Source organism: Solidesulfovibrio sp. DCME (genome assembly GCF_049995385.1).
Classification (GTDB): domain Bacteria; phylum Desulfobacterota; class Desulfovibrionia; order Desulfovibrionales; family Desulfovibrionaceae; genus Solidesulfovibrio.
Genome location: NZ_CP188261.1, coordinates 24,961 through 41,206 on the forward strand (window position 1 = coordinate 24,961; position 16,246 = coordinate 41,206).

At 66.0% G+C, this 16,246-nt stretch carries 19 protein-coding genes; 8 read left to right on the plus strand and 11 right to left on the minus strand.

What is annotated here, in order from left to right; genetic code table 11:
- The first annotated feature begins 186 nt into the window (after positions 1-186).
- A complete protein-coding gene (gene ilvD / locus ACP59X_RS00125; protein WP_428563408.1) occupies positions 187-1,863 on the plus strand; it encodes a dihydroxy-acid dehydratase in 1,677 nt (558 codons plus the stop codon).
- A gap of 242 nt (positions 1,864-2,105) precedes the next feature.
- On the opposite strand, the gene ACP59X_RS00130 is transcribed toward ilvD, so the two are convergent.
- From ACP59X_RS00130 to ACP59X_RS00145, 4 genes are all read right to left on the minus strand, one after another.
- Entirely contained in the window at positions 2,106-2,720 is a 615-nt protein-coding gene (locus ACP59X_RS00130; protein WP_428563410.1) for a tetratricopeptide repeat protein, read from the minus strand.
- Positions 2,721-2,913: 193 nt separating this feature from the next.
- Positions 2,914-3,162, minus strand: coding sequence for an SHOCT domain-containing protein (locus ACP59X_RS00135; RefSeq protein WP_428563412.1), 249 nt, complete (start codon positions 3,160-3,162; stop codon positions 2,914-2,916).
- A 63-nt stretch (positions 3,163-3,225) separates the two neighbouring features.
- Positions 3,226-3,690 (minus strand): periplasmic heavy metal sensor, encoded by a 465-nt coding sequence (locus tag ACP59X_RS00140; RefSeq protein ID WP_428563414.1) that lies wholly within the window; start codon positions 3,688-3,690, stop codon positions 3,226-3,228.
- A gap of 229 nt (positions 3,691-3,919) precedes the next feature.
- Complete coding sequence (locus ACP59X_RS00145) at positions 3,920-5,386, minus strand: terminase large subunit domain-containing protein (protein ID WP_428563416.1); 1,467 nt, start codon at positions 5,384-5,386, stop codon at positions 3,920-3,922.
- A 118-nt stretch (positions 5,387-5,504) separates the two neighbouring features.
- On the opposite strand from ACP59X_RS00145, the gene ACP59X_RS00150 reads away from it, so the two are divergent.
- The gene (locus ACP59X_RS00150) at positions 5,505-5,834 is read left to right on the plus strand and encodes a hypothetical protein (RefSeq protein WP_428563418.1); all 330 of its coding nucleotides are present in this window, start codon (positions 5,505-5,507) and stop codon (positions 5,832-5,834) included.
- On the opposite strand, the gene ACP59X_RS00155 is transcribed toward ACP59X_RS00150, so the two are convergent.
- Genes ACP59X_RS00155 through ACP59X_RS00175 form a run of 5 tightly spaced genes read right to left on the minus strand, consistent with a single transcriptional unit; the run spans position 5,831 to position 7,355 of the window.
- Entirely contained in the window at positions 5,831-6,406 is a 576-nt protein-coding gene (locus tag ACP59X_RS00155) for a terminase small subunit (RefSeq protein WP_428563420.1), read from the minus strand. The genes ACP59X_RS00150 and ACP59X_RS00155 overlap by 4 nt on opposite strands.
- A 46-nt stretch (positions 6,407-6,452) precedes the next feature.
- The gene (locus ACP59X_RS00160) at positions 6,453-6,575 is read right to left on the minus strand and encodes a hypothetical protein (protein WP_428563422.1); all 123 of its coding nucleotides are present in this window, start codon (positions 6,573-6,575) and stop codon (positions 6,453-6,455) included.
- A gap of 39 nt (positions 6,576-6,614) precedes the next feature.
- Positions 6,615-6,884, minus strand: coding sequence for a hypothetical protein (locus ACP59X_RS00165; RefSeq protein ID WP_428563424.1), 270 nt, complete (start codon positions 6,882-6,884; stop codon positions 6,615-6,617).
- On the minus strand, positions 6,874-7,113 hold the full coding sequence (locus ACP59X_RS00170; RefSeq protein ID WP_428563426.1) for a hypothetical protein: 240 nt from the start codon (positions 7,111-7,113) through the stop codon (positions 6,874-6,876). Before ACP59X_RS00170 ends, ACP59X_RS00165 begins: the two co-directional genes overlap by 11 nt.
- On the minus strand, positions 7,110-7,355 hold the full coding sequence (locus tag ACP59X_RS00175; protein ID WP_428563428.1) for a hypothetical protein: 246 nt from the start codon (positions 7,353-7,355) through the stop codon (positions 7,110-7,112). The genes ACP59X_RS00170 and ACP59X_RS00175 overlap by 4 nt, the downstream gene beginning before the upstream one ends.
- Before the next feature lie 170 nt (positions 7,356-7,525).
- Here ACP59X_RS00175 and ACP59X_RS00180 point away from each other — a divergent pair, with 170 nt between their 5' ends.
- Both ACP59X_RS00180 and ACP59X_RS00185 read left to right on the plus strand, forming a co-directional pair.
- Entirely contained in the window at positions 7,526-7,876 is a 351-nt protein-coding gene (locus ACP59X_RS00180; RefSeq protein WP_428563430.1) for a hypothetical protein, read from the plus strand.
- A gap of 235 nt (positions 7,877-8,111) precedes the next feature.
- Positions 8,112-9,794 (plus strand): response regulator, encoded by a 1,683-nt coding sequence (locus tag ACP59X_RS00185; RefSeq protein ID WP_428563432.1) that lies wholly within the window; start codon positions 8,112-8,114, stop codon positions 9,792-9,794.
- 6 nt (positions 9,795-9,800) lie between these two features.
- Here the strand turns inward: ACP59X_RS00185 and ACP59X_RS00190 are convergent, their stop codons facing one another.
- Positions 9,801-10,055 (minus strand): Mor transcription activator family protein, encoded by a 255-nt coding sequence (locus tag ACP59X_RS00190; RefSeq protein WP_428563434.1) that lies wholly within the window; start codon positions 10,053-10,055, stop codon positions 9,801-9,803.
- A gap of 139 nt (positions 10,056-10,194) precedes the next feature.
- On the opposite strand from ACP59X_RS00190, the gene ACP59X_RS00195 reads away from it, so the two are divergent.
- A complete protein-coding gene (locus ACP59X_RS00195) occupies positions 10,195-11,028 on the plus strand; it encodes an XRE family transcriptional regulator (RefSeq protein ID WP_428563436.1) in 834 nt (277 codons plus the stop codon).
- Between the two features lie 93 nt (positions 11,029-11,121).
- Here ACP59X_RS00195 and ACP59X_RS00200 read toward each other — a convergent pair whose 3' ends face one another.
- Complete coding sequence (locus ACP59X_RS00200) at positions 11,122-13,176, minus strand: methyl-accepting chemotaxis protein (protein ID WP_428563438.1); 2,055 nt, start codon at positions 13,174-13,176, stop codon at positions 11,122-11,124.
- Positions 13,177-13,383: 207 nt separating this feature from the next.
- Between ACP59X_RS00200 and ACP59X_RS00205 the strand changes: the two genes are divergently transcribed.
- From ACP59X_RS00205 to ACP59X_RS00215, 3 genes are all read left to right on the plus strand, one after another.
- On the plus strand, positions 13,384-14,814 hold the full coding sequence (locus tag ACP59X_RS00205; protein ID WP_428563440.1) for a diguanylate cyclase: 1,431 nt from the start codon (positions 13,384-13,386) through the stop codon (positions 14,812-14,814).
- Between the two features lie 67 nt (positions 14,815-14,881).
- Positions 14,882-15,733, plus strand: coding sequence for a hypothetical protein (locus ACP59X_RS00210; RefSeq protein ID WP_428563442.1), 852 nt, complete (start codon positions 14,882-14,884; stop codon positions 15,731-15,733).
- 11 nt (positions 15,734-15,744) lie between these two features.
- The gene (locus tag ACP59X_RS00215) at positions 15,745-16,068 is read left to right on the plus strand and encodes a DMT family transporter (protein ID WP_428563444.1); all 324 of its coding nucleotides are present in this window, start codon (positions 15,745-15,747) and stop codon (positions 16,066-16,068) included.
- The last annotated feature ends 178 nt before the right edge of the window (positions 16,069-16,246 follow it).

Consider the following 16,246-nt stretch of genomic DNA (forward strand, 5'->3'; position numbering starts at 1 on the left):
GGCCTAACGCTCTGAAAGTGTCAACGAATCCCGTGTGATGCAGATTGACGATGCGCATGGCGTCAGGACCGGTCCCGGCCGGGAAACGGCGCAAGCCGACGCGGGAAACTTGCCAGAAGCCGCCCGCGTGTGGAAAACTTCCCGCCTCGGCATGTCGCCGAAGCCAATCGCACCAAGGATACCGCCATGCGCAGCTCGCAATTCAAATCCGGACTGGAAAAAGCCCCCCACCGGTCCCTGCTCTACGCCCTGGGCCTGACTCGGGAGGAAATGGAACGGCCGCTTATCGGCGTGGTCAATTCCGCCAACGAGGTCGTGCCCGGCCATATCCACTTGAACACCATCGCCGAAGCCGTCAAGGCCGGCATCCGCCTGGCCGGCGGCACGCCCATGATCTTCCCGGTCATCGGCGTGTGCGACGGGCTGGCCATGAACCACGCCGGCATGCACTATTCGCTGGTCAGCCGCGAGATCATCGCCGATTCCATCGAGATCATGGCCATGGCCCACCCCTTCGACGCCCTGGTGTGCATCCCCAACTGCGACAAGGTCGTGCCGGGCATGCTCATGGCCATGCTGCGGCTCAACATCCCTGCGGTCATCGTCAGCGGCGGGCCCATGCTGGCCGGAACGACCAGCGAAGGCTCGTGCGACCTCATCGACGTGTTCGAGGCCGTGGGCAAATTCAAGCGCGGCGGCATCGACCAGGAAAAGCTTGAGGAGCTCGAAGAAAACGCCTGTCCGGGTTGCGGCTCCTGTTCGGGCATGTTCACGGCCAATTCCATGAACTGCCTGTCCGAATCCGTGGGCCTGGGCCTGCCGGGCAACGGCACCATCCCGGCCGTCACGGCCAAGCGCGTGCGCCTGGCGAAAAAAGCGGGCATGCGCGTCATGGACCTGCTGGCCAACAATATCCGCCCCCGCGACATCGTCACGGAAAAAAGCCTGGAAAACGCCGTGACCATGGACATGGCCCTGGGCTGCTCCACCAACACCGTGCTCCATTTGCCGGCGGTGTTCGCCGAGGCCGGCTTGCCGCTGACACTCGACATCTTCGACACGATTTCCCGCAAGACCCCCAACCTGTGCAAGCTCTCCCCGGCCGGCCACCACTACCTCGACGACCTGGAGCGCGCCGGCGGCATCCCGGCCGTCATGAGCGTGCTGGCCGAAAAAGGCCTGCTCCACCTCGACGTGCTGACCGTCACGGGCAAGACGCTCGGCGAGAACCTGAGGGACCTCAAGGCCCGGGTCAAAAACTTCGATGTCATCCGGGCCAAGGAGCCCTACGCCAACGAGGGCGGCATCGCCATCCTGCGCGGCAGCCTGGCCCCCGAAGGGGCCGTGGTCAAGCAGTCGGCCGTGGCCCCGGCCATGATGCGCCACACCGGCCCGGCCCGGGTCTTCGACGGCGAGGAAGCGGCCAACGCGGCCATCCTCGGCGGGGAAATCAAGCCCGGCGACGTGGTGGTCATCCGCTACGAAGGTCCCCAAGGCGGGCCGGGCATGCGCGAGATGCTCTCCCCCACCTCCAACATCATGGGCATGGGCCTGGGCGAAACCGTGGCGCTGATTACCGACGGCCGGTTCAGCGGCGGCACGCGCGGCGCGGCCATCGGCCACGTCTCGCCCGAGGCGGCCGACGGCGGGCCTATTGCGCTGGTGCGCGACGGCGATGTCATCGCCATCGACATCCCCGGGCGCGGTCTGGAATTGTGGGTGGACGCCGCCGAGCTGGAAGCGCGCCGTCAAAGCCATGTGGCGCCTCAAAAGGACATCCCTTCCCCCCTGCTGCGCCGCTATGCCTCCCTGGTCAAATCCGCCGCCCAGGGCGCGGTCTACAAGGACCCGGCCGCAAAGTAGCCGCCCGCGTCGACGGAAACGACAACGTCTCACCCGGCCAAGCGGCCGGAAATGGGTGCAAAGACGCCTCTCCCGTCCAAGCGACGGGAATGGGAACGAAGATGCCTCTCACGGCCAAGGGGCCGGAAATGGGAACGAAGACACCTCTCCCGGCCAAACGGCTGGGAATTGGAAACGAAAACGCCCCTCCCAGCCAAGCGGCCGGGAGGGGCGTTGTTTTATGAGCAGGAGGCAAGGTGCCATTATTTGCCGGAAAGCTCCTGAATGGCTTCCGTGACGGTATGGCCGTCGGGTAGCTTGGCATTGGGGTTTTTCAGCGCCAGGGCCTTGAGCACGGCCAAGGCGCCGGCCTTGTCGTTCTTGTCGTGGGTCAGCACGATGCTTTTATTGAACGAGGCGATGACGTGGCCGGGCGTGATGGCCAGGGCCTTGTCAAAGGCGTTGAGGGCTTTGTCGAATTGGCCGATCTCCCGGTACATGACGCCCTGGTCGGTCAGCACATCGGGCTGGCGGGGATCGAGGGTCAGGGATTTCTCGTAGGCCTTGATGGCCTGTTCGGGCTGGTGGGTATCGAAATAGAGGTTGCCCAGTTCCGTCCAGGCGGCACTGTTGGCCGGTTCGAGCTGGGTCTGTTTTTCCAGGGCCTTGATGCGGTCGGCCAGGGCGGGGTTGGGTTCGGGCGCGGCCGAGGGCGGCGGCATTTGGGCCGTGGGCTGGGAAGCCTGGGTAGGCGCGGCTTTGCCACCGACGAGCCCGTGAACGGTGAATCCGAGGAAAAAGCCGACCAGCAGGGCCAAAACAATGCCCAAAATGGCGGCGCTGCGGCTCATGACCGGGGCATGGCTGTTTGCACGCATGGGGTCTCCTTAGGCGGTCCGGGAACGTGTCGGCCGGAACCTAGCAACGTCGCGAACGAATGTCATCGGTTCGTTGAAAGCCCGAAGCGGCGGGGACCGCTTCGGGCTTGGGGCGCGCAAAGAGGGTGGGGTCGCGCGCTGTATGCAGACAATGCGGGGTAAAGGCCCGCCGCATCGATTGCAAGGGATACGATCAGGACTCAAGGGAACGGCGCAACCGTTCGAATTCCGTTTGGGAAATGGCTCCACATTCCAAGCGGCTGCGTAACAGGCGCAAGGCGTCGTCACGGTCGGCTTTGGCAGAGGTTTGTCGGCGCTGGTGATGGTGCTGCCGGCGAACGCCCAGGCCGACAACAAGCAACAAAAAGAGGAGTACGGCCGAAACCAGAAGAGCATCCAGTGGTATGCCGAAGATCGAATGTGGGATTCCGGCGAGTTCCACGGCGATGCTCCACGTGCTTTTCACGGAAACGGGGCCGAACCCATGTCCGGCCCCGGCAAGGTGCTACTGGCAGCCGCCGCCGGCGCACGGCCCGTAGCCACCACCCATCATCCCACGGTGATACCCGCCGCCCATGACATTGGGTCCGATCTCCTTGGCCACCTGGATGCGGAACTGGGTCTTTTCCGCCAGCAGCTGGCCTTCCAGGTCGCCAATCTGCTTGGTCAGGGCCGTGATTTTGGCCTGGTCAGTGTTCTGGAGAACGACCAGGGCGTTGAGTTCGGCCCGCTTGACGCCCAGGTCGGCGCGCAGTTGGGCGGTCTTGGCGGCAAACGCGTCATGCAGCTTGGTAAAGGCGGCCTGCTGTTCAGGGGTCAGTTTGGCCATCATGCCGGCGCCATAGCCGGGGCAACCGCCGGCTCCGGGGCCGCCGCCGGGACCACCGCCGGGGCGGGCCAGGGCCAGGGAAGCGGTCAGCGCAACAGTCGCCATAGCCGCCAAAACGATGCCGAACGTCTTGCCTTGCATGGAAATCCTCCAGGGTTTGTCGGCCAAAGCCGAATGGGTTCGTCTTGCCGCCTGGGCCAAGATGCTGCATGGCCCATCACTGCGGCGGTTACCCCTCATTTGCATGTTCCATGCCAAATTATAAATAAAATGATTTAAGATTGTTAGGAGAAATGATCTGCAACGAGGAACGTTCGGTGACTAGAATGCATACACCTGGTCCCAAGAGAATTTCCTGGCCGTAAGAAAACTATACATCGGGGGGAGCAGGGAAGGGATCGGCGCAGGTGCCGTCGGCTGTCAGGGAGTCGATAATGCGGGCCGCGGCCGGTTTGGTTTTCTCCGTCAAAGGGGAGGCCAAGGGGCGGGCCATGCAGACATGGCAGGCCTCGTCATAGATGTGGTCCTCGGCATGGGTGTCGATGTCCTCGACATTGTGCCGGTCGGTGGAAAGCGCGGGAATGGTGCGGATGAACTGTTCGCAGACATCGTAGACAACGAGCATGGGCAGGCTGTGGCTTCGAGGCCGCAGGCGCTCGTGGAACTGGCGGATCTTGGCCGTGCGGCTGGGGTCGCCAGGCACCAGGTACAGCCCAGCCGCGGCAAAGGTTTCGGCCGTGCTCGGGCCCTGGCCGCCGCCCCGGTAATCCGGCTTTTTGGCGAAACAGTCCGGCCCGGCCAGGCGGGTCATGGCCCGCCCCGCAATACCCAGGCGCTGTTCCTTTTCCACGATGCCGGCGGCGATGCGGGAATCGGTCAAGCGCAACCCCTGGTTGGGCTGGCCGTTCCAGCCGTACCACTCGGCAAAGCGCAACAGCCGCCCGTCGGCATCCACCCACCACCAGCCCACGGAAAAAGGGGCGCCGTAGCCCCAGTCAAAGGTCATGAAAAGCGGCGCGTCCGAAGGAATCGGCCGGGGCGGGACGACATGATGGCGCCTGGAAAAGGCGAAAGCCTGTCCGAGGAAGATGTCCCAGTCGCCGTCGCGGTAGGCCGATCGGTAGGGTTCGGGCAAAGCTTCCAGGCGTTTGGCATAATGGGGGTCGCGGGAGAGCAAAATGGGATTGTCGGCCAGTTTGGCCGGGATGAAGCAGCGCACCATCCCCCCCTCGGCGTCAGGTGCGCGTTTGGGCACCGCAGGCGGGGAAAAGTCCACGAAGCGGGCCTTGACGAAGGCGTGCCCGGGGCCGCCAGGATTGGAGGCGCAGACAATGCCCGGGATCTTGTGGCGGTAAGGCGGCGGCACGTCCAGGGCGCAGCGCAGGCGGCCGCGCAGGTAGTCATACTGAAATTCCGTGAAATGCGTCAGTTCGTCGATGAGCAGCAAATGGATTTCCACGCCCTGGTAGGCAAACACGTCCGCCTCGCGATGGCAGCTGCAAAAGGTCATGCGGGAGCCGTTTCGAAATTCGAAAGCACGCCTTGAGGCAACATAACGGCACAAAGCCGGGGGAAACTGGGACAAGGACGGCAGGATGTGATTGCGTTCCAGTTCGGGAAGGGTGCGGCGAAAAAAATAGGCTTGCAAACCCGGCACGCGCAGGCAGGACAGCAGGCCCTCGAAGCGCAGGGCATGGCTTTTGCCGGGGCCGGCCGCGCCGCCGAACAGGATTTCGTTGGCCGGACAGGCGTGCAAGGCCGCCTGGCGGGGTTGCGGGACATAGTCCAGGGAAATGGTCGCGGGAGGTTCCGAAATGTCGTTAAAATAGCGCGCCATGGGACTCCTGCCGGAAAGAGGATTTCATAACAAGCATATATGATTAATATTTTTATATGGCACGGTTTGGGCAGTGCCGAAGAGGCAAGACAAGGAACGATTGCGGAGGATTGGTGCGATGGAAACGCGTCCGCGAGCTGGGCTGATGCTGTTTTTGGGGGCATTGGTGGTGGCCGCGCTGCTGGGCGGCAGCGTCATGCGCCGTCCGCAGACAGGGCTTGGCGCGTATGGCCGGGTGTTGGCCGCTGCCCGGTTGGCACCTGTGGCCGGGCAGCGGACCGGCTCGGATTGCCTGATGCGCATGGTGCTGCTGCGCCAGCAGGAGCGGGAAGCAAGCCGCCGCAACGTCGCCCGGGACCGCGGTTGCGCCACGGATGGCAAGGGCACGCAACGCATGTGCGCCGTGGCGGATGGCCCGGCCTGGGAACAAGGCGCGCCGGCAATCTAGGTCGAACTCCCCTCCCCTGCCCGGTCTGCGGGACAGGCCGCATCGTCGAGCAAAGGGGCCGGGTCCGGCGGCGGGACGCTGGTGATCACGGTGATGGACGTTGGCTGGGGGGTGTCCGCGGCAGGTTTGTCGCGCGTGCCCAGATGCCGCGACAAGGCGGCCAGGGCTTGGGGCTTGCCGTGGAGCTTGATGCGCAGCCCCTTGCCGGGGGTTTCCACGATTTCCGCCACACAGGCGGTCTGTTGCGGGCCGAGTTCCCGGGCGGCGCGCAGGGTCACGCCGCTTTCGTCCCAGTCCACGAAATCACGGATGTCGGCAAAGGCGATGCGGGCCAGTTCCGCCACCACCCGGTCCTGGGTGATGCCGGTGCGGCGGCTGCGCCTGGTCATGGCCGCTTCGATGGCGTCGCGCACATGGGGAAGGTTTCGCAGGCGCGCCCCGAGTGTTTCGGCGCTTTTTTCGCTGTAGCCGGCCCGGATGGCGGCCGCACCCGCCTTGAGGTCGACAAGGTATTCCTCCACGAACCGCCGCTGGCGGTCGGTGAGCCGTTTGGGATCGGATTTGGCAGGCATGGCGATGCTCCGGAGAAGGTTAGGCTACGGGTGCGGCTGCTCCGGTTCAATGGATGCGCCGGGACGGGCCGGCCCAGCTCCACAGGGCCAGGATGTCGGCCAGGGACAGATGGGGATTGAGGGCGGAAAGCGCATCGAGGCTGACGGGTCCGGACAGGGCATGGGGCATGCTCGGCTCCTTGGCGGGGAAAACACGTGGAAAGGGGGCTTAGGCGGCCAGATCGCGTTCCTCGAGGATGGTCAGGCGGGTGGCGTGGTTTTCCAGGCGTTCCACCAGGCGTTCCAATTCGGGCCGGGTGGGATAGCCCTTGGCCAACTCCAGACGGCATTCGGCCTGGGATTTTTCCAAAAGGCGCAGGCGTTCTTCCAGGGAGTCGATGGCCCTGGCCACGTCAGCCACCCATTTGCGGGTAAAAAAGAGGACCAGCCCGATCAGGAAGGACATCCAGAGGGGCAAGAAGGCCTGATCAGGCGCCATGCGGGCCTCCGTCCGGTGTGGCGGCGGGTTTGCGGCCAACCAGGGGCAGCACCCGTTCGGCCAGGTCGATGCCGGCCTGGGAACCGATGGTGGCCAGGGCGATATCGGTGACGGACCGGATATCTTCATCGCTAAGGCCTAGCGTCCATTTGCGGTTGACGGCGATGACGGCGATGGAGCAGGCGGCGGCCAACAGTTTGCGGGACAGGAATTTGTCGAGGGTGTTCACGACAGCCGCCCCCTGACCACGGGAGCGCAAGCCAGGGCACCGCAGAACGGACAGGTCGGCGGCCCGGCGAAGGCCGCACGGTAGGCCGAACCGACGAAGACCGTGCCGCAGACGTCGCAGGCGCGGTAGATCTTGTCGGACACGAAACAGATGGTGCCGTCCTCGGCGATGTTGGCGTAGCTGGACAGGACCGCGCTGCTTATGTCGTTGGAAAAGGCTGGCAAGTTCGATTGCGTTTGCATGTTGCACCTTCCTTGAAAGCCAAGTGACCATGGAAGGCGGACAAGAACAAGCCAGTCTATGTCAAAATAAAAAAACATGTTAGAGCAAAGGACATTTTCAAATCGGAGGGCTTTACAAGGAATTGCGCCTTGGGCATCCTGTCCAGCAGATGGCCGGGAAGGAGGAAGGCATGTCCTTGCGTTGCTTCGTTGTGGTGGGCCTTGTCGCATGGTTGGCCGGCTGCGCCGGCCAGGGGATGCGTCAGGACGGCGGCGACAAACCGCCTGTCATGACGGTTTCGGACTATTACGGCTACTGCTCCGCCCTGCCGACCCCCGGGAGCTGCCTTTCCGACCCCATCTGCCAACGCTACCGCGCGGAGTTGGCTTCGCCGCCGGCCGACCTGCCAAGCTGCCTGGCCATGTGCCGGCAAACCTACGATGCCCTCTACGTCGACAACCTGATGAACGGCTGCGCCGGCATCCTCGAACGCGCCTGGGACCTGTGCGACCAGTTTTGCCGGCGTCGCGACGGGTCCTGACGGCGCCTCACCGCGAGCGCCCCACCTGCCAGCGGGCCCTGTGCCGCGCCGCCTCGGGCTACAAGCCCGGCCCGGCGGGGTCTGCCGCCCGAGGCGGCCGGCCCGGCCGACCGGAATCGCCAGAAATGACCCTGGGAAAGACGGAAATCGGGGCCATGTCCTTGCGGGGGCGCCGTGCTGGGGGTATGCTGGCTGGCACTCGTACCGAACCGTTGGGTGATCCGGGGGGCAAGCCATGACGGCGTGCGTTCAGGACGACGACGAGACGCGGCCTGGCAACGGGCAACAGCACCCATCCGCGCGGGAAACGGCCGGCCAGGCGCAGTCCCGGCCGCTCGCCCGTGGCGGCGACGGGGAGGCGCCCGGTTGCGAGGCATTGCCCGCAGCCGAGGCGGAAGCCCTGTTCGACAATGCCCTCATCGGCCTGGTCCTGGAACGCAACGGCCGCATCGAAAAAAGCAACAACCAGGGCGCAATGATGCTCGGCTATACGCCCGAGGCGCTCCTGGGGCGGGACGTCGCCTTGCTGTTTCCCGGGCCGCACGCGCGGCAGGCCTTTCTCCAGGCGGCGGCACCGGACATGGCGGCCAGCGGCGGGCATGTCGGTACATACGGGCTGCGGCGCAGCGATGGCGGGGTGCTCGACGCGCACTGCCAGTTCAGGCGCGTCGGGGCGGATGGGGCGCGCCATGTCCTGGCTTTCGCGGACTTGACCGGCACCAAGCGCCTGGAAGCGGACCTGCTGGCCACCAAACAGGCCGCGGCCGCGGCGAGCGCGGCCAAGGCGCAGTTCGTGGCCAACATCAGCCACGAGTTGCGCACGCCCCTAAACGGCATCATCGGCCTGTCCCAACTGCTGCTGGACGGTGCCGCGGAGGGCGAAACCCGGGAGCACCTGACCGTGATCCGGCAGTCCGCCGGTATTTTACGGGACATCGTCGACGAACTGCTCGATCTATCCACGGTGGAAAGCGGCCGGATGGCCCTGCACCCGGTGGCTTTCGACCTGCAGGACGAACTGCTGCCGCTTCTGCGCAATTTCGTCAGCCAAAGCCGCATGCGGCCCTTTACCTTCATCTATCATTTCGATGCGCGGCTGCCCGCCCGGGTGATCGCCGATCCCCATCGCCTGCGGCAGATGTGTATCACGCTGCTCGGCAACGCCTTCAAGCATACCCGAAAAGGGTCCGTCACGGCGCGCTTCGCCCCGGGCGAGGCCGGGCCGGACGGGGCTGCCCCGGGGCAGGCCCGCATCCGCGTCACGGTGGCGGATACGGGGGTGGGCATCGCGCCCGAGGTGCAAGCCAGCCTTTTTGAGCCTTTCGGCATCGGCGAGGACCGGCTGACGAAGCAGTACGACGGTGCCGGGGTCGGCTTGACCGTGGCTCGGCGGTTGGCCCGGCTCATGGACGGCGACATCGCCCTGGAATCCACGCCCGGGCAGGGCAGCACCTTCGTGCTGACCGTGACCTGCGGCCTGCCTGCCGACAGCCCGCCGCGCCCACGGCCGGAGGTGGTCGGGCCGCGCCTGGGCGGCCCGACGTCCCTGCGCATCCTTTTGGCCGAGGACGAGCCCGTCAACCGCATTTACACCGTGCGCGCCTTGCAAAAGCTCGGGCATCAGGTGAAAACCGCCGCGGATGGGCGCGAGGCGCTGGTCATGCTGGCTCGGGAGCCCTTCGACCTGGTGCTTATGGACATCCAGATGCCGCGCTTAAACGGCCTGGAAGCCACCCGGCTGATCCGGTCGGGCCAGGTGGCGGATGCGGTGGCCTCCATCCCGGTGGTGGCGCTGACGGCCTATGCCATGGACGCGGACCGGGAGCGGGGGCTGGAGGCCGGCATGGACGAATACGTGGCCAAGCCGTTCGAGCCCGGGGAGTTGGCCGCGGCCATGGAACGGGCCATGGCCAAATAAGGCGCGTCAGTGGGTGCTGGCGACAATACGGCGCAGATGGCGGTCGGAAAGGCCGAACTGGTCGCGCAGGGCGAACAGGTCGACGCCGGCGCGGTACATGCGCCGGATTTCGCTGTCCCGGCGGCGTTTGCGGGCCGTGGCCCCGTTGGGGATATCGAGGCGGCAGCCGCCCCACTCGGCGATGAGGGCATCCACGGCCGCCCGGGCGGCGGGCTCGCCCAGGCTGGCCGCCAGTCTCTCCTCCAATTCGGCTTCGCGCATGGAACCGTCTCCACGGGTTTGGCTTGGCAGAAAGGGTCTTGCTGGATTCCATAAGTATTCCTATTAGGAATACTTGTCAAGAATAATATTCCTAAAAAGGAATGGACATTCCCCCTCCACCTAGGGCACAAGAGGCGTCATGATCCGACCATCCCTGGCTGAGTTGCCGCCCGATGGACCGGCCCTGCGCACCGAGGAAGATCGGTGTTTCTGGAAGGCGCTGGTGGAACTGGTAGGCAGGGGAAACCCCAATCAGGGGGATCTGGCCGCCTTTGCCGGGGTTTCCCAGGGGTATGTCAGCAAGATCCTGGCCGGCAAGCAGTCGCCCAAGTCGGCGGTGCGGCGTCGTTTCGCGGAATTTTTCGACCTTTCCTACGAGGAAATGATCGCCCTGGGCCACAAGCAGCTGGAGAGCCAGGACTATGTGCCGGAGGGGCCGCTTTCCCGGCGCTACCATGTCCGGGAGTCGCGCTATGGCGGGGAATCGGGCCGCCAGGCCGGGCTCGGCGGGGAGGCTACGGCCCTGCAGGCACTTCTGCGCGACATCCGGACCCGGGAGGCCCAGCAGCTCCAGTACACCGAGGTACCGCTGCGCGAGGCCACGGGGTCCATGGGCGGCGGGTCGACGGAGACCGGCGACCGGACGCTGACCTATCTGAGTTTTCGCACGGAATGGATCCGGTCCAAGGGCAATCCGGAATACATGACCGTCATCCGGGCCTTTGGCGACAGTATGGAGCCGACCATCCCCGACGGCAGTGTGGTGCTTGTGGACGAGGGGCGGCGACAGTTCGTCAAAAACAAGATCTACTACCTGCGCTATAACGGCCAGATGTACATCAAGCGTTTGGTGGATCGCGACGGCCATTTGTGCGTGGCTTCGGACAACGACCCCAATTTGCTGCTTGTCGCCGATGCGGACGATTTCGAAATCATCGGCCGTTGCATCTGGACGGCCAAGGAATTGGACTGACGCCCGGGGCAACAAGGAATATAAGTATCTCGATTATTCCAATTAAGGAATATTTTGACCTGGCCAAGGGCATACCCCGGGCCAGGGGACGCCTCAGCATTCCTCGCCGATGCAGTTCTGACGAAACGCCGCCACCATCTCTTCCAGCGCCTCCACCTGACGGCCCATGTTGTCCACCACGCCGGACGATTCGCGCATGCCCCGGGCGATGTCCGCCGACAGGCGGCTGACGTCCTCCTCGGCCTTGCTGATCTCCTCGCTGGCCGCCGACTGCTCCTCGGCGGCCGTGGCGATGCCCTGCACCTGGGAACTCGTGTTGTCCACCAGGGTCACGATGGCCCGCAAGGCCTCCCCCGAGGCGCTGGCCAGTTCCGTGGCCCGCACCACCGCCTGGGCCGCCTCGTCCACCTTGGCCCGGCTTTCCTGCACGCCGGCCTGGATGGCGCTGATGGACGCCCCCACTTCCTTGGTGGCGGTCATGGTCTTTTCGGCCAGCTTGCGGACCTCGTCGGCCACCACCGCGAATCCCCTGCCCGCTTCCCCTGCCCGGGCCGCCTCGATGGCCGCGTTTAAGGCCAGCAGGTTGGTCTGGTCGGCGATGTCCGAAATCACGTTCATGATGGCGCCCACGGCCTGGGCCTTTTCGCCCAGGGCATCCATGCCGACCTTGACCTCCCGGGAGACCGCCTCCACCCGGCTGATGGCCGCCAGGGACTGCTCCACCACGTCGCGGCCGTCCTCGGCCCGGGTCCTGGCCTCGCCGGCCTTGATCGCGGCCTGGGCGGCGTTGCGGGCCACCTCGAGCACGGTGGCGTTCATTTCCTCCATGGACGTGGCTGTTTCCGCCGTGCGGTGTTCCTGTTCCTCCACCGAAGCGACCACGGCGGACACCTCCGAGGCCAGCTGGGCCGAGCCGTCGGCCAGGGCCTGCATGACACCCTGCAGCCGGTCGGCGGCCAGAAGCAGGCCCCGGGTCTGGGCCTGGGCCGCCTCGGCCTGGGCCTGCCGGGCTTCGTCGAGGGCCTGGGTGGCGCGGGCGGCCTGGGCCTGGGCCTCGTCGCCCTTGGCCTTGGCCTCGTCCAGGTAGGCCCGGATGCTGCGGCTCATGGCCGTCAGGGACTCGGCCAGGGTTTGCAGCTCGTCCCCGGAGCGGATGTCCAGTTCGTGGTCCAGATCGCCCCGGGCCACGGCGGCGGAAAAAGCCATGCACCGGCGCAGCCCCCGCAGCACGGACAGCCGCAGCACCGTCACGATGGCGAGGACCATGGCCACGGTGAAGGCCACGGCGATAAGGATGTTTTGCCTCGTGGCGGCGTCGGCAAAGGACTGGAACTCCCGAACCGGGGACTCGACCACGAAAAACCAGCCGGTCCTGGGCTCGCGCGTCACTGCGGCCAGATGGGGGCCGCTTGCGTCCGTGTAGGCGATCACGCCCGTGCCGGTGACGGCCAGGATGCGCTTCCCGGTTTCGCTTTGCGCGAAATCGCCTTGCATGAGCAGGGACTTGTCCGGATGGGCCAGGACCATGCCCTGGCCGTCGAGGATGAAGGCGTAGCCCGTCTGGCCGATCTTGGTGGCGGCGAGGTCGTTGGTCAGGGACTCCAGGTCCATGCCGGTGTTGACCAAGCCCACGAGCCGGCCCGAGGCGTCGCGCAGGGGCTGGGCCAGGACGATGGCGGCCTTGCCAGTGGTGCGGCTGACGATGGCCTTGGAGATCACGTCGGCCCTGCCCTGGCCGATGACTTGGCCGAAGTAGTCGCGGTCCGCCACGTTGATCTTGCCGATGGTGTTCGGATTGCTCGAGGCCGTGGAGACGCCTTGGGCGTTGAAGATGTTGGCGTAGTCCGCGCCCGGCATGCCCCGGCTCATGATGGTGAGCAGTTCGTTGGCCGCAGCGGTGTGTTCGCCCGAGGCGGCGGCGGCCAGGAGAGGCAGTTTGGCGAAACTGCCGAGAATGCCCAGGTTGGCGCGCACGGTCCCGGAAATGTCCTTGGCCATGGACTGGCACAACAGGACCATGGCCTGGCCTTCGACATGCTCCAGGGCTTGTTTGGAGGCGCGCTCGTTGAGGGTTACCAGGACGGCCATGCCGAGGACGACCAGGGCGAGGATGGGTGTGAAGAACTTGGCGTGCAGTGACAGGCGCATACCGTTCCCTCCTAACGAGGTTGCGAGATGGCCGTGAGAACGCAACGGCGGGCCTTAAAGAGTGCCATGAAAGCCGTATCGTGTCCACAGCCGGATATTTTTCCCGTGGCAACGATTGGAATGGGGAAAACGGGGTTGCCTCCCCTGCCCTCTGGCGATACTCGAGTAAGTCAAAGGCGGCATTGCGTCGGATTCGGGGAAACGAGCATGGCAAGCACGGGCATACGTCGCCGGTCGAACCGCCTGGCCCGCAGGCAATACGGGCTGGTCGCGGCGATGGTTGTTGTCGTTTTTTGCCTGGCCTGCCGGCCAGGCAGGGCCCAGCAGGTGGCGCTTACGGCCGAGGAACAGGCCTATGTGCAGAACCATGGCCCGGTGCGCCTGTGCGTGGACCCGGACTGGGTGCCGTTTGAAAGCATCAACAGCCAGGGCGAGCACGAGGGCATTGCCGCCGATTTGCTGCGGCTGGTGTCCGAGCGCACCGGCGTCACCTTCCGGCTCGTTCCCACCACCGACTGGGACGAAAGCCTGGAGGCTTCCAAGGACGGGCGCTGCCAGGTCCTAAGCTTCCTCAACGAGACGCCGGCAAGAAACGAGTGGCTGCTATTCACCGCACCCGTCTTCAACGACTCCAACGTGTTCATCACCCGGGAGGAACATCCCTTCATCGACGACCCGGCCGGGCTTACGGGCGAGTCCATCGTCTTCCCGCGCGGCACCTCCATGGAGGAACGCGTCCGGTCCGAGTACCCCAACCTCAGGATCGTGACCACGGACTCGGAAATGGACGCCCTCAACATGGTTTCGGACCGCAAGGCCGACATGACCATGCGCTCGCTTATCATCGCCGCCTACACCATCAAGAAGGAAGGGCTTTTTAACCTCAAGATCGCCGGCCGGCTGCCCAACTACGCCAACAACCTCCGTCTGGGCGTGGTGCGATCGGAGCCGGTGCTGCGCGGCATCCTCGACAAGGGCGTGGTTTCCATCACCCCCCAGGAACGGGGCCGCATCGTCAACGAGCACGTGGCCATCAACGTGCAGACCGGCCTGGACAAGGCGCTGGCGCTGAAAATCGGCCTGGCCTTCGCCCTGGTGGCTGGCCTGGGCTTTGCCTGGAATTACAAGCTGAAAAAATACAATGCCGAGCTGATGCGCCTGTCGCGCACCGACCTGCTGACCGACCTGCCCAACCGCCGCCAGGTCATGGACCGCCTCGACGAGGAGTTGCAGCGGGCCACCCGCTACCACCGGCCCTTTGCCGTCATCATCCTCGATATCGATCACTTCAAATCCGTCAACGACCGCCTGGGCCACCAGGGCGGGGACCGGTTCCTCGTCGCCTTCGGCCGGATCCTGCGGGAGGCCGTGCGTTCCTGCGACCTGGCCGGCCGCATCGGCGGCGAGGAGTTCCTGGTGTTGTGTCCGGAGACCGACCTGGAACAGGCGGTGCAGCTGGCCGAGCGCATCCGGGCCGCCGTGGCGGCTTACGATTTCGAACCCGGTCGGCACCATTCCATCAGCGCCGGCGTGGCCGCCCACCTCCCCGGCGAATCGGCCGATGCGCTGCTGGCCAGGGCCGACGCCGCCCTGTACCGTTGCAAGGAAGGCGGCCGCAACAAGGTTTGCGTCCTCTAGGCCCGTCGGCCGCCCCGCTGCCCCCGGGCTGGCCCTTGACCGCCGCTTGGGGTATGCGGACCGCACCATGCGACGCGCCCTGGTCACCCTGGTCGTCGGCGAGGCCTGCCGGCGCCGTTTCGCCGCCCACGCCGCCCCGGCCCTGCGGGCCTACGCCAAGGCCCATGGCCTGTCCCTGGTGGTCCTCGACAGGCTGCTCGACGATTCGGACGTCGGCCGGTCGCGTTCGCCGGCCTGGCAGAAATGCCTGCTCTTTCGCCATCCCAGGCTGCGAGCCTGCGGCCAAGTGGCCTGGCTCGACGCGGATATCGTGGTGCGCCCCGGCGCGCCGAGCGTCTTTGCCGACGTGGCGCCCGAAGCCTTTGGCGCGGTGGACCATTTCGCCAGCCCCACGCCCGAGGTCTTCGCCCAGGCGGCCGCGGCCATACGGGCCTATCAGGAACGCCACGGCGTCACCGCCGCCGCCGAGGCCACGGCCGAGGCCTTTTACGGCCGCTATGGCTACGCGAACGGCCCGGATCGGGTCGTCCAGACCGGGGTGCTGGTGCTTTCCCCCGAGGCCCATGCCCCGCTGATGGAGGCGGCCTACGCCGAGGGCCGACAGCCGGACAGCCGGGGGATGCTGTTCGAAATGCGCCCGTTGAGCTGGCATCTGCTGCGCGGTTCGCCGGTGCGCTGGCTCGATCCCCGCTTCAATACCCTCTGGTCCACCGCCCTGTTCGCCCACTACCCCTTCCTGGCCGACCCGGGCTTTCAGGCGGCCTGGCGGGAGCGGCCGGACCGGTTCGCCGACCTCAAGGCCCGCTGCCTGGCCGCGTGTTACGCTGGCGCCTATTTCCTGCATTTCGCCGGAACGGCCGCGGACATGGACGCTTTTTGCCCCCCTGCCCCGGAACCCCCTTCCCCGCCGCACGCATAAGGAGCCTTGTCATGGGAAACGCCTGGGTTTTCCTGTTTCTGGCTGGATTGTTCGAAATCGGCTGGCCCATCGGCCTCAAGCTGGCCCAGGCCCCGTGGCGCCTGGGCCCGGGCGTCGGCTTGGCCGTGTGCTGCATGGCCGCCAGCGGCCTGTTCCTCTATCTGGCCCAGCGCGTCATCCCCATGGGTACGGCCTATGCCGTCTGGACGGGCATCGGCGCGGCCGGGGCCTTTGCCGTGGGCGTGCTGGCCTATGGCGACGCCGCGAGCCTCTCCCGCCTGGCCGGGGTCGGGCTCATCGTTGCCGGCGTGGCCACGCTCAAGCTCGCGTCCTGACCAAGCCCCCTCCTCTCCCCCGCCGCGAAGACCGCCGCCTGGAAACATCGCGTGCGAACGGGCGCGCGCAAGGTGTTCCTGCCGGAAAAACGGGGCGATCGGGGCGTTCGGCGGTGGGCGCAGGCCCCATGTGATTTGGCCCAGGGCGCTGCAGCTGGCCCAAGGAGGCGGCGCAGGC

Bases quoted from the DNA above. Each gene is read 5' to 3' on its own strand.
- ACP59X_RS00215 (WP_428563444.1), top strand. From the start codon at position 15,745: ATGGGAAACGCCTGGGTTTTCCTGTTTCTGGCTGGATTGTTCGAAATC.
- ACP59X_RS00150 (WP_428563418.1), top strand. From the start codon at position 5,505: ATGGAAACGCGTCCGCGAGCTGGGCTGATGCTGTTTTTGGGGGCATTG.
- ACP59X_RS00205 (WP_428563440.1), top strand. From the start codon at position 13,384: ATGGCAAGCACGGGCATACGTCGCCGGTCGAACCGCCTGGCCCGCAGG.
- ACP59X_RS00140 (WP_428563414.1), bottom strand. From the start codon at position 3,690: ATGCAAGGCAAGACGTTCGGCATCGTTTTGGCGGCTATGGCGACTGTT.
- ACP59X_RS00185 (WP_428563432.1), top strand. From the start codon at position 8,112: ATGACGGCGTGCGTTCAGGACGACGACGAGACGCGGCCTGGCAACGGG.
- ilvD (WP_428563408.1), top strand. From the start codon at position 187: ATGCGCAGCTCGCAATTCAAATCCGGACTGGAAAAAGCCCCCCACCGG.
- ACP59X_RS00165 (WP_428563424.1), bottom strand. From the start codon at position 6,884: ATGGCGCCTGATCAGGCCTTCTTGCCCCTCTGGATGTCCTTCCTGATC.
- ACP59X_RS00155 (WP_428563420.1), bottom strand. From the start codon at position 6,406: ATGCCTGCCAAATCCGATCCCAAACGGCTCACCGACCGCCAGCGGCGG.
- ACP59X_RS00200 (WP_428563438.1), bottom strand. From the start codon at position 13,176: ATGCGCCTGTCACTGCACGCCAAGTTCTTCACACCCATCCTCGCCCTG.
- ACP59X_RS00210 (WP_428563442.1), top strand. From the start codon at position 14,882: ATGCGACGCGCCCTGGTCACCCTGGTCGTCGGCGAGGCCTGCCGGCGC.
- ACP59X_RS00180 (WP_428563430.1), top strand. From the start codon at position 7,526: ATGTCCTTGCGTTGCTTCGTTGTGGTGGGCCTTGTCGCATGGTTGGCC.
- ACP59X_RS00145 (WP_428563416.1), bottom strand. From the start codon at position 5,386: ATGGCGCGCTATTTTAACGACATTTCGGAACCTCCCGCGACCATTTCC.
- ACP59X_RS00160 (WP_428563422.1), bottom strand. From the start codon at position 6,575: ATGCCCCATGCCCTGTCCGGACCCGTCAGCCTCGATGCGCTTTCCGCC.
- ACP59X_RS00190 (WP_428563434.1), bottom strand. From the start codon at position 10,055: ATGCGCGAAGCCGAATTGGAGGAGAGACTGGCGGCCAGCCTGGGCGAG.
- ACP59X_RS00195 (WP_428563436.1), top strand. From the start codon at position 10,195: ATGATCCGACCATCCCTGGCTGAGTTGCCGCCCGATGGACCGGCCCTG.
- ACP59X_RS00175 (WP_428563428.1), bottom strand. From the start codon at position 7,355: ATGCAAACGCAATCGAACTTGCCAGCCTTTTCCAACGACATAAGCAGC.
- ACP59X_RS00130 (WP_428563410.1), bottom strand. From the start codon at position 2,720: ATGCGTGCAAACAGCCATGCCCCGGTCATGAGCCGCAGCGCCGCCATT.